Raw genomic sequence first — 11755 nt, forward strand, 5'->3', positions numbered from 1 at the left:
GTCGGCCCGATTCTTCCCGAGGCGCCCTTCGTGTCCAGCATCACCCTCGCCCTGTCCAAGGGCCGCATCTTCGAGGAAACGCTGCCCCTGCTCGCGGCGGCGGGCATTACCCCGACCGACAACCCCGAGACCTCGCGCAAGCTAATCATCGGCACGAACCGTCCGGACGTGCGCCTGGTGATCGTGCGTGCGACCGACACGCCGACCTACGTCCAGTACGGCGCGGCCGACCTCGGTATCGCGGGCAAGGACGTGCTCCTCGAGCATGGCGGGGCCGGGCTGTACCAGCCGCTGGATCTGAATATCGCGAAGTGCCGCCTGTGCGTCGCGACGCAGAAGGGCTTCGACTACGCCGCTGCGACGCGCCCCGGCGGGCGCATCCGCGTCGCGACCAAGTACATCAACAGCGCGAAGGCGCATTTCGCCGCGAAGGGCGTGCATGTGGACCTGATCAAGCTGTACGGCTCGATGGAGCTCGCACCGCTGGTGGGGCTTGCCGACGCGATCGTGGACCTCGTGTCGAGCGGCAACACGTTGCGCGCAAACAACCTCGAGGAAGTCGAGGAGATCATGCAGATCAGCTCGCGCCTGGTCGTGAATCAGGCCTCGCTGAAGCTGAAGCGCGAGCTCATCCAGCCCGTGCTGGACGCCTTCGCCGGAGCCGTCAGATGAGCGATTCGAACCGCCTGATCCGCCGCCTCGACGCGCGCGATCCCGATTTCCTGGCGACGCTCGACGCGCTTCTCGCCTTCGAAGGCAGCGCGGATGCGCGCATCGACGCGGCTGTCACCGAGATTTTGAGTGCCGTGCGCACCACCGGCGACGCGGCGGTCATCGAATACACCCGGCGCTTCGACCGCCTCGACGTCAAGTCGATGGCCGGGCTGGAGTTGCCGAAGTCCGAATTGAAGGCGGCGCTCGATGGCCTCACCGTCGAGCAGCGCGAAGCCTTGCGCATCGCCGCCGATCGCGTGCGCCTCTACCACGAGCGCCAGCGTGCCGAGTCCTGGGACTACGTCGAAGCCGACGGCACGCGTCTCGGCCAGAAGGTCACGCCGCTCGATCGCGTCGGCCTGTACGTGCCCGGCGGGCGCGCGTCCTACCCCAGCTCGGTGCTGATGAACGCCGTGCCGGCCAAGGTCGCCGGCGTCGGCGAGCTGATCATGGTCGTGCCGACCCCCAACGGCGAGAAGAATCCGCTGGTGCTGGCCGCTGCCGCGATCACCGGCGTCGATCGCGTGTTCACGATCGGTGGCGCCCAGGCCGTGGCCGCACTCGCCTACGGCACGCAGACCCTGCCGCAGGTCGACAAGATCGTCGGGCCGGGCAACGCCTATGTCGCGGAGGCCAAGCGCCGCGTCTTCGGCACGGTCGGCATCGACATGGTCGCCGGCCCCTCGGAGGTGCTCGTCATCTCCGACGGCAGCGGCCATTCCGACTGGGTCGCGATGGACCTCTTTGCGCAGGCCGAGCACGACGAGCTCGCGCAGTCGATCCTGCTGTGCACCGACTCCGCGTTCATCGATGCGGTCGAGGCCTCGATCGAGCGCCTGCTGCCGACGATGCCGCGCCGCGAGACGATCGCCGCGTCGCTCGCGAACCGCGGCGCGCTGATCCACGTCGCGAGCCTGGAGCAGGCCTGCGCGATCGCGAACCGGATCGCGCCGGAACACCTGGAGCTGTCGCTCGACGAGCCAGAGCCTTGGATCGACCGCATCCGCCACGCCGGCGCGATCTTCGTCGGCCACTGGTCGGTCGAGGCGCTGGGCGACTACTGCGCCGGCCCCAACCACGTGCTGCCGACCATGCGCAGCGCGCGCTTCTCGTCGCCGCTGGGCGTGTATGACTTCCAGAAGCGCACCAGCATCATCCAGATCTCGGAAGCGGGGGCGCAGACGCTGGGGCGCGTCGCCTCCACGCTCGCCCACGGCGAAGGGCTGCAGGCGCACGCGCGTTCGGCGGAGATGCGCTTGCGGGGGTAAGGACCGCGGCGGGGAGTGTGGTATGGGAAGTGGGTGGTGTGAAGTGGGAGCGGCTTCAGCCGCGAATCGGCGCATGAGCAGGCACGGTCGTCCGATTCGCGGCTGAAGCCGCTCCCACAGGAAGCTCCCACAGGAAGCTCCCACAGGAAGCTCCCACAGGAAGCTCCCACAGGAAGCTCCCACAGGAAGCTCCCACAGGGGCCCCTGAGGCCGTCCCCGCGGGAGCTTCCCGAGCCTGCTAGCCGAGAATCTCCCGCAGTGCCCCGATCAGCGCGGCGCACTGCTCGTCCGTGCCTACCGTGATGCGCAGGAACTGCTCGATGCGTGGCTGGCGGAAGTGGCGCACGATGATCGCGCGCTGGCGCAGTTCCGTGGCGAGTTCGCCCGCGTCGCGCGTCGGGTGCGTCGCGAACACGAAGTTCGCCGCCGAGGGCAGCACCTCGAAGCCGAGCGACGCGAGGTCCGCAACGAGCTGGCCGCGCGTGCGGATCACCGCCTGGCGCGTGCGCTCGAAATACTCCTCGTCTTCGATGGCTGCGGTGGCGCCGACGATCGCCAGCCGATCCAGGGGGTAGGAGTTGAAGCTGTCTTTCACGCGCACCAGCGCCTCGATCAGCGCGGGATGGCCGATCGCGAAGCCCACGCGCAGGCCCGCGAGCGAGCGCGACTTGGAGAAGGTCTGCACCACCAGCAGGTTGGGATAGCGTGCCGTGAGCGGAATTGCCGACTCCCCGCCGAAATCCACGTAGGCTTCGTCGACCACGACGACGCACTGCGGGTTGCCGGCCACGATGCGCTCGATCTCGGCGAGCGGCAGCAGGCGCCCGGTCGGCGCGTTCGGGTTCGGAAAGATGATCCCGCCCGCGGCCTTGCCTTCGGCGGGCAGGTAGTCGTCGGGGCGGATCGCGAGGTTCTCGTCGAGCGCTACGGTATCGAACTCGATGCCGTAGAGCCCGCAGTACACGGGGTAGAAGCTGTACGAGATGTCCGGGAAGCGCAGCGGGCGGTCGTGCTTCAGGAGCGCGAGGAAGGCGTGTGCGAGCACCTCGTCGGAGCCGTTGCCGACGAACACTTCCTGCACCGTGACGCCGTGGCGCGCGGCGATGGCGGCGCGCAGCCGTTCCGAGGTCGGGTCGGGATAGAGGCGCAGTGCGTCGGATGCCTCGGCACGGATTGCCTCGATCGCCTTCGGCGATGGGCCGTACGGATGCTCGTTGGTGTTGAGCTTGACCAGGTTGGCGAGCTTGGGCTGTTCGCCCGGGACATAGGGGGTCAGGCCGTGGACGACGGCACTCCAGTATTGGCTCATCGGCGGGTCGGGGCAGGATTGTCGGAAGAGGCCCGCGCAGGCCCGGCGGGGCTGCGGCCGGCGTTGCGGCGGGACAGTCTGGCGATGGTATCATGCCCGAGTGTGGCGCCCGAGCACGTACGAGCACCCGCTCAACTCCACCCTTCTCGTCAATTCGAAGCAGAATCTCATGCGGCAAGCCGAAGTAACTCGCGACACCCTGGAAACCCGGATCACCGTCCGCATCGACCTGGACGGCAGCGGCAAGGCCAGTCTCGCCACTGGTGTGCCCTTCTTCGATCACATGCTCGACCAGATCGCCCGCCACGGTGCGATCGACCTCGACATCAAGGCGGAGGGCGACACCCACATCGACGACCATCACACCGTCGAGGACGTCGGCATCACCCTCGGGCAGGCTTTCGCGAAGGCGCTCGGCGACAAGAAAGGCATCTTCCGCTACGGCCACGCCTACGTGCCGCTCGACGAGGCGCTGTCGCGTGTCGTCGTGGACTTTTCCGGCCGCCCGGGACTGCACTACTTCGTGAACTACACGCGTGCGCGCATCGGTAATTTCGATGTCGATCTCGCGCGCGAATTCTTCCAGGGCTTCGTCAATCATGCCGGTGTGAGCCTGCATATCGACAACCTGCGCGGCGACAACGCCCATCACCAGTGCGAAACCATCTTCAAGGCCTTCGGTCGCGCCTTGCGCATGGCGGCCCAGCGCGACGAGCGCGCCGCCGGCGTGATTCCCTCGACCAAGGGCGCCCTCTGAGTTTCCGCCAGATTCCCCGCCAAACCTTCTGATTTTCCTGCGAGCGATTCCGCGATGAGCGACGTAGCCATCATCGACTACGGCATGGGCAACCTGCGTTCGGTTGCCAAGGCGGTCGAACACGTAGCGCCCGGCAAGACCGTGGTCGTGACCTCCGATCCCGCGGAGGTCGCGGCGGCCGGCCGCGTGGTGTTTCCGGGGCAGGGCGCGATGCCCGACTGCATGCGCGAACTGGACCTGCGCGGACTGCGCGCGTCGGTGCTCGAGGCCGCCGCCTCCAAGCCCTTCCTCGGTATCTGCATCGGCGAGCAGATGCTGTTCGGACACAGCGAGGAGGGCGACGTGCCCGGCCTCGGCATCCTTCCCGGCAATGTCGTGCGCTTCCCCGATGCGAAGATGGTCGCGGCCGACGGCTCGCGCCTGAAGGTGCCGCACATGGGCTGGAACGAGGTGCGCCAGCGTATCGCGCACCCGTTGTGGGACGGCATTCCCGACGGCGAGCGCTTCTATTTCGTGCATAGCTATTTTGTTCGGCCCGACGAGCGCTCGCTGGTTGCGGCCGAAACCGATTACGGTTTGATGTTTACCAGTGCGGTAGCGCGGGATAACATCTTCGCGGTTCAGTTTCACCCCGAAAAGAGTGCGCAGGCTGGCCTGCGGATGCTTGCAAATTTCATTTCCTGGGCCCCCTGACGCGCGTCGTCCGGACCCGCCTGTAGCTTCCCTTCCACTCCTCAGATGCAACTCTTCCCCGTATGCTGCTGATTCCCGCTATCGATCTGAAGGACGGCCACTGCGTGCGCCTCAAGCAGGGCGAGATGGACGACGCCACCGTGTTCTCCGAAGATCCGGCCGCGATGGCCCGGCACTGGATAGATCTCGGTGCGCGCCGCCTGCACCTGGTCGACCTGAACGGCGCCTTTGCCGGCAAGCCGAAGAACGGCGCCGCGATCCGCGCGATCGCCGATGAAGTCGGTGACGACATCCCGGTGCAGCTCGGCGGCGGCATCCGCGATCTCGACACCATCGAGCACTACCTCGACAACGGCATCTCCTATGTCATCATCGGCACCGCCGCGGTGAAGAATCCGGGTTTCCTGCACGACGCGTGCGGTGCCTTCCCCGGGCACATCATCGTCGGTCTCGATGCCAAGGACGGCAAGGTCGCCGTCGACGGCTGGTCGAAGATGACGGGGCATGACGTCGTCGATCTGGCAAAGAAATACGAGGACTACGGCGTCGAGGCCGTGATCTACACCGACATCGGCCGCGACGGCATGCTCTCGGGCGTGAACATCGAGGCCACCGTGCGCCTCGCGCAGGCGCTGCGCATCCCGGTCATCGCCAGCGGCGGCATAGCCTCGCTCGCGGACATCGACGCGCTGTGCGCGGTCGAATCCGAAGGCATTACCGGAGCGATCACCGGGCGCGCGATCTACGAAGGCACGCTGGACTTCGCCGCGGCGCAGGCGCGCGCGGACGAACTCAGCGGCGAAACTGCCTGATGCTCGCCAAGCGCATCATTCCCTGCCTGGACGTCAATGCCGGGCGCGTGGTCAAGGGCGTGAATTTCGTCGAGCTGCGCGACGCCGGCGATCCGGTCGAGATCGCGCGCCGCTACGACGAGCAGGGCGCGGACGAGATCACCTTCCTCGACATCACCGCGAGCTCGGACGCGCGCGACACCATCATCCACGTGGTCGAGCAGGTCGCCGAGCAGGTCTTCATCCCGCTGACCGTGGGCGGCGGCGTGCGCACGGTCGAGGACGTGCGGCGCCTGCTCAATGCCGGCGCCGACAAGGTCAGCATCAACACCGCGGCGGTGAATAACCCGCAGGTCGTCGCCGATGCGGCGGGCAAGGTCGGCAGCCAGTGCATCGTCGTCGCGATCGACGCCAAGCAGACGGCTCCGGGCAAGTGGCAGGTGTTCACCCACGGTGGGCGCAACAACACCGGACTCGACGCGATCGAGTGGGCGAAGAAGGTCGCCGCGCTCGGCGCCGGCGAGATCCTGCTCACCAGCATGGACCGCGACGGCACCAAGATCGGCTTCGATCTCGCCCTTACGCGCGCGGTGTCGGATGCCGTCCCAATCCCGGTCATCGCCAGCGGCGGGGTCGGCACGCTCGAGCATCTGGCCGAAGGCGTGTCGGAAGGCCGCGCCGACGCCGTGCTCGCTGCGAGCATCTTCCATTTTGGCCAGCATACGGTGCGTGAGGCGAAGGAGCTGATGCGCAGCCGCGGCATCGAGGTACGACTGTGAGCAACGCCCATTCCGCCCGCTGGCTCAGCGAGATCAACTGGGACGATCAGGGCCTCGTGCCGGTGATCGCGCAGGAGGCCTCGACCGGCGACGTGCTGATGTTCGCGTGGATGAACCGCGAGGCACTGCAGCGCACCGCCGAGACGGGCGAGGCGGTTTACTGGTCGCGCTCGCGCCGCAAGCTGTGGCACAAGGGCGAGGAATCCGGCCATGTGCAGAAGGTGCATGAGATCCGCATCGACTGCGACAACGACGTCGTGTTGCTCAAGATCGAACAGGTCGGCGGCATCGCCTGCCACACCGGCCGCCACAGCTGCTTTTTCCAGCGCTATCTGAGCGCGGGTTCGTGGGAGGCCGTGGACCCCGTGCTGAAGGATCCCAAGGATATCTACAAATGATCGACATCGAAGTGCTGCACCGCGTCGCCGCGACCCTCGCGGAGCGCAAGAAGGCCGACCCCGATTCCTCCTATGTGTCCAGCCTGTACGCCAAGGGCACCGACGCGATCTGCAAGAAGGTCGCCGAGGAAGCCGCCGAGACCATCATGGCGGCCAAGGACAAGGACATGCTGCACATCGTGTGGGAAGTCACCGACCTGTGGTTCCACTCGATGGTGCTGCTGTCGCATTTCGGCCTGTCGGTCGACGACGTCCTGGCCGAATTCCGTCGCCGCGAGGGTGTCTCAGGGATTGACGAGAAGAAGTCCCGCACGACGGCCTGAGGCGAGCATGAGCGACTGCATCTTCTGCCGGATCGCGGCCGGCGAGATTCCCGCGAAGAAACTGTACGAAGACGAGCACGTCCTCGCCTTCCACGACATCAACCCGGTCGCACCGGTGCATTTCCTCGTGATCCCGAAGCTGCATGTACCGTCGATGGCGGAACTCGGGCCGGACCACGTCGAGGTGATGGGGCGGGTGATGACCACGGCGGCGCGGCTGGCGCGCGAGAACGGGTGCGGGGAGGGCTTCCGCACCATCATCAATACCGGAAGGGTGGGGCGGCAGGAAGTGTATCATCTGCATGTTCACGTCCTGGGTGGCCCGGAGGTGCTTCCGGCCATGTTGAAGCGTTAAGGAGAGCAGTATGGGTTCATTCAGCATCTGGCACTGGCTGATCGTCCTGGTGATCGTGGTTCTGGTGTTCGGCACCAAGAAGCTGCGCAACATCGGCCAGGATCTCGGCGGTGCGGTGAAGGGTTTCAAGGACGGCATGAAGGAGTCCGAGAAGTCCGACGACGTGCAGCAGAAGATCGGCGGCGAGACCATCGACGCCCAGGCGCGCGAAAAGTCCGACAAGCTGCATTCCTGAGCCTGTCCGGGCGATGTCTGCGGCAAGGGGCGCGGCGTCAGTGCGCCCCTTCGTTTTGATGCCGTGGCAGTACGCATGATCCCGCCGGCAAAGGCACTTAAATCATGTTCGATCTAGGTTTTTCGGAACTCATCCTCATCGCCGTGGTGACGCTCGTCGTCGTCGGACCCGAGCGCCTGCCGAAGGTGGCGCGCACCGCGGGCCATCTCCTCGGCCGGCTGCAGCGTTACGTCAGCGACGTCAAGTCGGACATCCAGCGCGAGATGCAGCTCGAGGAGCTCAAGAAGTTGCAGGAGCAGGTCGAGCAGCAGGCACGCGAACTCGAAACCTCGATGCGCGGCCAGGTCCAGAGCGTGGAGGCCGATCTCGCACAGACCGCGGCCGAGGCGAAGAGCGCATTGGACGCGCAGCCTGCGACCCCGGCTGCGTCGGTCGCGGCTCCCGTAGCCGAGGCCGTGCCCGCGCCCGTTGCGGCTGAGGGCGCGCTCCTTCCGGACGCGCCGCCCGGCGAGCCGGCCGTCGATAGCCGCCAGCTGGAGCTCGGTCTTGCCCCGGCTGCCGCGCCGCTCGCGAACACGTCCACGGATAAGGCATGAGCGCTGTGCAGGAAACCTTCATTTCGCATCTCGTCGAGTTGCGTGACCGCTTGTTGCGCGCGATGCTGGCCGTGCTCGTCGTGTTCCTGTGCCTGATGCCCTGGGCGGGCGACGTCTATGATCTGCTGGCACTGCCGATGATGAGGACGCTCCCCGAGGGGACGCACATGATCGCCACCGGCGTGGTCACGCCCTTCTTCGTGCCGGTGAAGGTGACGATGATGGCCGCCTTCGTGATCGCGCTGCCGGTCGTCCTCTACCAGGCCTGGGCCTTCGTCGCGCCCGGACTGTATGCGCATGAACGGCGGATGGGGCTGCCGCTGGTGATGGGCAGCACGGTCCTGTTCGTGCTCGGGATGGCGTTCTGCTACTTCTTCGTGTTCGGCACCGTGTTCAGTTTCATCGCCGAGTTCGCGCCCAAGAGCATCACGCCGGCGCCGGACATCGAGCAGTACCTGTCCTTCGTGATGACCATGTTCATCGCCTTCGGCCTGACCTTCGAGGTCCCGGTGGCGGTGATCCTGCTTGCAAAGACGGGCGTGGTCAGCGTCGACAAGCTGGTCGCGGCGCGTCCCTACGTGATCGTCGGCGCCTTCGTCATCGCCGCGATCATCACGCCCCCGGACGTGGTGTCGCAGCTGCTGCTGGCGATCCCGATGTGCCTGCTTTACGAGGCGGGGGTGATCATCGCACGGATCATCGTCAAGGACCGGCCCGACGGCGGCGAGCAGGCGATCGAGCGCATCGAGGGGAGCTGAGCGGCGCGCGGTCGGCGGCGTTCAGCGCTGCAGCGAAGGCGCCGGGCGGCGCCCGATTTCCACCTTCAACTCGACCTCGGCGTCGGCGCGGCGCACGCGGAAGTTCGCGCTGTGACCGGGCATCAGGCCGGCGACCATTTCCAGCATACCCTTCGGGTCATGCACCGGCTTGCCGTCGACGCCGATCAGGATGTCGCCCGGACGGATGCCGGCCTGCTCGGCCGGGCTGTCCCGCAGCACGCCCGCGATGAGCGCGCCTTCGGTGCCCGCAAAGCCGAAGGATTCGGCGAGTTCGGGCGTGATTTCCTGGATCTCGACCCCGATCCAGCCGCGCGTGACCTGGCCTGTCGCGATGATCTGCTCCAGCACGCTGCGCGCGGTCGACACCGGGATTGCGAAACCGATGCCGAGCGAGCCGCCCGAGCGCGAGTAGATCGCCGTGTTGATGCCGACGAGGTTGCCCTGGCTGTCGACCAGTGCGCCGCCCGAATTGCCCGGGTTGATCGCCGCGTCGGTCTGGATGTAGTTTTCGAAGGTGTTGATGCCGAGCTGGCTGCGCCCGAGCGCCGACACGATGCCCATGGTGACGGTCTGGCCTACGCCGAAGGGGTTGCCGATGGCGAGCACGACGTCGCCGACCTGCAGTGCATCCTGCTGCGCGAAGGTGATCGCCGGCAGCTTGCCGTTGCCCTGGAGGCGGAGCACCGCGAGGTCGGTCTCGGGGTCGCGGCCGACCAGGCGCGCGGGGAACTTGCGGCCATCGTTGAGCGCGATCTCGATCTCGTCAGCGCCTTCGATGACGTGGTTGTTGGTCAGGACGAGGCCATCGGCACTCGCGATGACCCCCGAGCCGAGTCCGGATGCGCGCTGCGCCGGCGCGTTGTCCCGCCGCTCTCCGAAGAAATGGCGGAAGATGGGGTCGTCGAGCAGCGGGTGGCGCGGGCGGGCGACGTCCTTGGCGGTGTAGATATGGACCACGGCCGGCATCGAGCGCCGTGCCGCATCGGCGTAGGAGTTGGGCGCCGGGGCGGGTGCCTGCGAATCGTTGCCGGGGGCTTCGAGGATGGAGACGACCGCTGCCGGAGCAGCGTTCTTGAACCATTCCGGCTTCAGGGTATTCAGTACAAACAGGACCGCGACGCTCACCGTCACGGCCTGAGCGAAGATCAGCCACAGGCGGCGCATAATGTTGCTCGAATTGGGCGAGCGCTCGATGTCGCGTTCGCCATGAGGCCCGGAATACAGGAGTGGAGACCGAATGCAACTCGCCGAACTGCAAGCCCATCTGGATGAACTGCTGGAAGTCCCTCGGTTCCGGGATTATTCCCCAAACGGCCTGCAAGTGGAAGGACGCGCCGAGGTGCATCGCGTGCTGTGCGGCGTCACCGCGAGCCAGGCGCTGCTCGACCTCGCCGTGGAGGACGGGGTCGATGCCGTCATCGTGCATCACGGCTGGTTCTGGCGCGGCGAGGACGGGCGCATCACGGGCATCCGCAAGCGCCGCATCGCGAGCCTCCTGCGCAATGACATCAGCCTGCTCGCGTATCATCTGCCGCTCGACGCCCACCCACAGCTCGGCAACAACGCGCAGCTGGCGGCCGTTGCGGGCTGGGTCGGCGAGGGGCGGTTCGGCGAACAGGACATCGCGTGGATCGGCCGGCCCGAACAGCCGGGTACCGCCGAGCAGGTCGCGCGTTCGCTTGCCGCCCGGCTCGGGCGCGAGCCGCTGCTGGTGGGGGACGGGGCCCGGTCAGTGAGCCGCGTCGCGTGGTGTACGGGCGGCGCGCAGGGCTATTTCGAACAGGCGATCGCGGCAGGCGCGGACCTTTACGTGTCGGGGGAGATTTCCGAGCAGACGGTGCATCTCGCGCGCGAATCGGGCGTGCCCTACCTCGCCGCGGGGCATCATGCGACCGAGCGTTACGGGATCCATGCGCTGGCGCAATATCTGCAACAGACCTTTGGTATCGAGGCGCGCTTCGTCGATCTCGACAATCCGGTCTGAGCGTCTGACGCCGCGCGTGGCCTCGGCACGCGCCCCGGTCGCTCAGGCGGGCTGGGGCGGGGTCTCGCGGGAGGGATCGCCGTCCGCCGCCGGCAGAAGCGGTGCGGTGGCGGGACGGTAGGGCCCGAGCTGGTCATCGAGGATCGCCTCGAGCAGCAGGATCTCGTCGATGACGCTGAGCGGGAAGCCTTCGCGCGTGCCGTCGCGATTGTCGCGCAACAGGTGCTCGAGGTAGGCCTGGCATTCGGACGTGCCCCACATCTGCTGGACGTTCTTCGTCACGTGCGCCATCTGTTCCATCGAGTTGGTCGCCGCGCGTGCCTCCTCGAAGCTCTCCCAGGTGACGGCCTTGACGTTGAAGGTCTTGTTGAGCTGTTTGGCGAGGGCGTCGAATTCCGCGCGCAGGTCGGCGGCCCGATACACCTCCATGAGCTTGAGCCAAGGGGTGACGGCCTTCTTCGGATTGGAGGCGATGAACTCGGCCAGCGTGTCGGCCGCGCCGCGGATGCGGCCGAAGCCCATCATGATCTCGGCGAGTTCGATCGCCGATTCGTGCTCTTCGGCGGATTCCTCGTCCGTGATAGGGGCGATCGGGGCTATGGGGTCGATCGGCGCGATCGGAGCGAGCGAGATGGGGTGCGCGAAGGCGTCCTCTTCCGTGTCCCAGCCCAGCGGGGCGCGCTCGGGCGGGCGCCGGGCCGGCGCAGGATCGGGCGCGAGGTCGGATGTCAGGTCCGGCAGCTCGGAAGCGGGCGCTGCGGTGCTGACGGGGGC

General features: G+C 67.0%; 16 protein-coding genes. 13 read left to right on the top strand and 3 right to left on the bottom strand.

Going from position 1 to position 11755, the window contains the following annotated elements:
• Positions 1–30 precede the first annotated feature (30 nt).
• Together hisG and hisD are read left to right on the top strand one after the other, a co-directional pair.
• Entirely contained in the window at positions 31–672 is a 642-nt protein-coding gene (gene hisG / locus GO615_RS16740) for an ATP phosphoribosyltransferase (RefSeq protein WP_169130081.1), read from the top strand.
• The gene (gene hisD, locus GO615_RS16745; protein ID WP_169130083.1) at positions 669–1982 is read left to right on the top strand and encodes a histidinol dehydrogenase; all 1314 of its coding nucleotides are present in this window, start codon (positions 669–671) and stop codon (positions 1980–1982) included. The genes hisG and hisD overlap by 4 nt, the downstream gene beginning before the upstream one ends.
• Positions 1983–2220: 238 nt before the next feature.
• On the opposite strand, the gene hisC is transcribed toward hisD, so the two are convergent.
• Complete coding sequence (gene hisC, locus GO615_RS16750; RefSeq protein ID WP_169130085.1) at positions 2221–3291, bottom strand: histidinol-phosphate transaminase; 1071 nt, start codon at positions 3289–3291, stop codon at positions 2221–2223.
• Positions 3292–3460: 169 nt separating this feature from the next.
• On the opposite strand from hisC, the gene hisB reads away from it, so the two are divergent.
• The 10 genes from hisB to tatC all read left to right on the top strand — a co-directional run bounded on the left by hisB (position 3461) and on the right by tatC (position 8976).
• Positions 3461–4048, top strand: coding sequence for an imidazoleglycerol-phosphate dehydratase HisB (gene hisB / locus GO615_RS16755; protein WP_169130087.1), 588 nt, complete (start codon positions 3461–3463; stop codon positions 4046–4048).
• 54 nt (positions 4049–4102) lie between these two features.
• Positions 4103–4741, top strand: a complete 639-nt coding sequence (gene hisH, locus GO615_RS16760) for an imidazole glycerol phosphate synthase subunit HisH (RefSeq protein WP_169130089.1) — start codon at positions 4103–4105, stop codon at positions 4739–4741.
• A gap of 62 nt (positions 4742–4803) precedes the next feature.
• The gene (gene hisA, locus GO615_RS16765; protein WP_169130091.1) at positions 4804–5553 is read left to right on the top strand and encodes a 1-(5-phosphoribosyl)-5-[(5-phosphoribosylamino)methylideneamino]imidazole-4-carboxamide isomerase; all 750 of its coding nucleotides are present in this window, start codon (positions 4804–4806) and stop codon (positions 5551–5553) included.
• Complete coding sequence (gene hisF, locus GO615_RS16770; RefSeq protein ID WP_169130093.1) at positions 5553–6311, top strand: imidazole glycerol phosphate synthase subunit HisF; 759 nt, start codon at positions 5553–5555, stop codon at positions 6309–6311. The genes hisA and hisF overlap by 1 nt, the downstream gene beginning before the upstream one ends.
• Entirely contained in the window at positions 6308–6709 is a 402-nt protein-coding gene (gene hisI / locus GO615_RS16775; RefSeq protein WP_169130095.1) for a phosphoribosyl-AMP cyclohydrolase, read from the top strand. The genes hisF and hisI overlap by 4 nt, the downstream gene beginning before the upstream one ends.
• Positions 6706–7032 carry a phosphoribosyl-ATP diphosphatase gene (locus tag GO615_RS16780; RefSeq protein ID WP_169130097.1) on the top strand — a complete coding sequence of 109 codons (327 nt, stop codon included), beginning with the start codon at positions 6706–6708 and terminating at the stop codon, positions 7030–7032. Before hisI ends, GO615_RS16780 begins: the two co-directional genes overlap by 4 nt.
• Before the next feature lie 7 nt (positions 7033–7039).
• Positions 7040–7387, top strand: coding sequence for a histidine triad nucleotide-binding protein (locus tag GO615_RS16785; protein WP_169130099.1), 348 nt, complete (start codon positions 7040–7042; stop codon positions 7385–7387).
• A gap of 10 nt (positions 7388–7397) precedes the next feature.
• On the top strand, positions 7398–7622 hold the full coding sequence (gene tatA / locus GO615_RS16790; protein ID WP_169130101.1) for a Sec-independent protein translocase subunit TatA: 225 nt from the start codon (positions 7398–7400) through the stop codon (positions 7620–7622).
• A gap of 104 nt (positions 7623–7726) precedes the next feature.
• Positions 7727–8218 (top strand): Sec-independent protein translocase protein TatB, encoded by a 492-nt coding sequence (gene tatB, locus GO615_RS16795; protein WP_169130103.1) that lies wholly within the window; start codon positions 7727–7729, stop codon positions 8216–8218.
• Complete coding sequence (gene tatC, locus GO615_RS16800) at positions 8215–8976, top strand: twin-arginine translocase subunit TatC (protein ID WP_169130105.1); 762 nt, start codon at positions 8215–8217, stop codon at positions 8974–8976. The genes tatB and tatC overlap by 4 nt, the downstream gene beginning before the upstream one ends.
• A 21-nt stretch (positions 8977–8997) precedes the next feature.
• Here tatC and GO615_RS16805 read toward each other — a convergent pair whose 3' ends face one another.
• Complete coding sequence (locus tag GO615_RS16805) at positions 8998–10161, bottom strand: Do family serine endopeptidase (protein ID WP_169130107.1); 1164 nt, start codon at positions 10159–10161, stop codon at positions 8998–9000.
• A 73-nt stretch (positions 10162–10234) separates the two neighbouring features.
• On the opposite strand from GO615_RS16805, the gene GO615_RS16810 reads away from it, so the two are divergent.
• Positions 10235–10981, top strand: coding sequence for a Nif3-like dinuclear metal center hexameric protein (locus GO615_RS16810; RefSeq protein WP_169130117.1), 747 nt, complete (start codon positions 10235–10237; stop codon positions 10979–10981).
• A gap of 42 nt (positions 10982–11023) precedes the next feature.
• Here GO615_RS16810 and GO615_RS16815 read toward each other — a convergent pair.
• The coding region (locus GO615_RS16815; RefSeq protein WP_369333965.1) for a type IV pilus assembly protein FimV at positions 11024–11755 on the bottom strand (732 nt) is incomplete at its 5' end.

The organism is Aromatoleum evansii (assembly GCF_012910805.1).
GTDB lineage: Bacteria > Pseudomonadota > Gammaproteobacteria > Burkholderiales > Rhodocyclaceae > Aromatoleum > Aromatoleum evansii.

What these genes read in the sequence shown, in the direction of transcription:
- hisH (WP_169130089.1), top strand. Translation starts at nt 4,103, where the DNA reads ATGAGCGACGTAGCCATCATCGACTACGGCATGGGCAACCTGCGTTCG.
- hisA (WP_169130091.1), top strand. Translation starts at nt 4,804, where the DNA reads ATGCTGCTGATTCCCGCTATCGATCTGAAGGACGGCCACTGCGTGCGC.
- tatC (WP_169130105.1), top strand. Translation starts at nt 8,215, where the DNA reads ATGAGCGCTGTGCAGGAAACCTTCATTTCGCATCTCGTCGAGTTGCGT.
- tatB (WP_169130103.1), top strand. Translation starts at nt 7,727, where the DNA reads ATGTTCGATCTAGGTTTTTCGGAACTCATCCTCATCGCCGTGGTGACG.
- GO615_RS16785 (WP_169130099.1), top strand. Translation starts at nt 7,040, where the DNA reads ATGAGCGACTGCATCTTCTGCCGGATCGCGGCCGGCGAGATTCCCGCG.
- GO615_RS16810 (WP_169130117.1), top strand. Translation starts at nt 10,235, where the DNA reads ATGCAACTCGCCGAACTGCAAGCCCATCTGGATGAACTGCTGGAAGTC.
- GO615_RS16780 (WP_169130097.1), top strand. Translation starts at nt 6,706, where the DNA reads ATGATCGACATCGAAGTGCTGCACCGCGTCGCCGCGACCCTCGCGGAG.
- tatA (WP_169130101.1), top strand. Translation starts at nt 7,398, where the DNA reads ATGGGTTCATTCAGCATCTGGCACTGGCTGATCGTCCTGGTGATCGTG.
- hisD (WP_169130083.1), top strand. Translation starts at nt 669, where the DNA reads ATGAGCGATTCGAACCGCCTGATCCGCCGCCTCGACGCGCGCGATCCC.
- GO615_RS16805 (WP_169130107.1), bottom strand. Translation starts at nt 10,161, where the DNA reads ATGCGCCGCCTGTGGCTGATCTTCGCTCAGGCCGTGACGGTGAGCGTC.
- hisB (WP_169130087.1), top strand. Translation starts at nt 3,461, where the DNA reads ATGCGGCAAGCCGAAGTAACTCGCGACACCCTGGAAACCCGGATCACC.
- hisC (WP_169130085.1), bottom strand. Translation starts at nt 3,291, where the DNA reads ATGAGCCAATACTGGAGTGCCGTCGTCCACGGCCTGACCCCCTATGTC.
- hisF (WP_169130093.1), top strand. Translation starts at nt 5,553, where the DNA reads ATGCTCGCCAAGCGCATCATTCCCTGCCTGGACGTCAATGCCGGGCGC.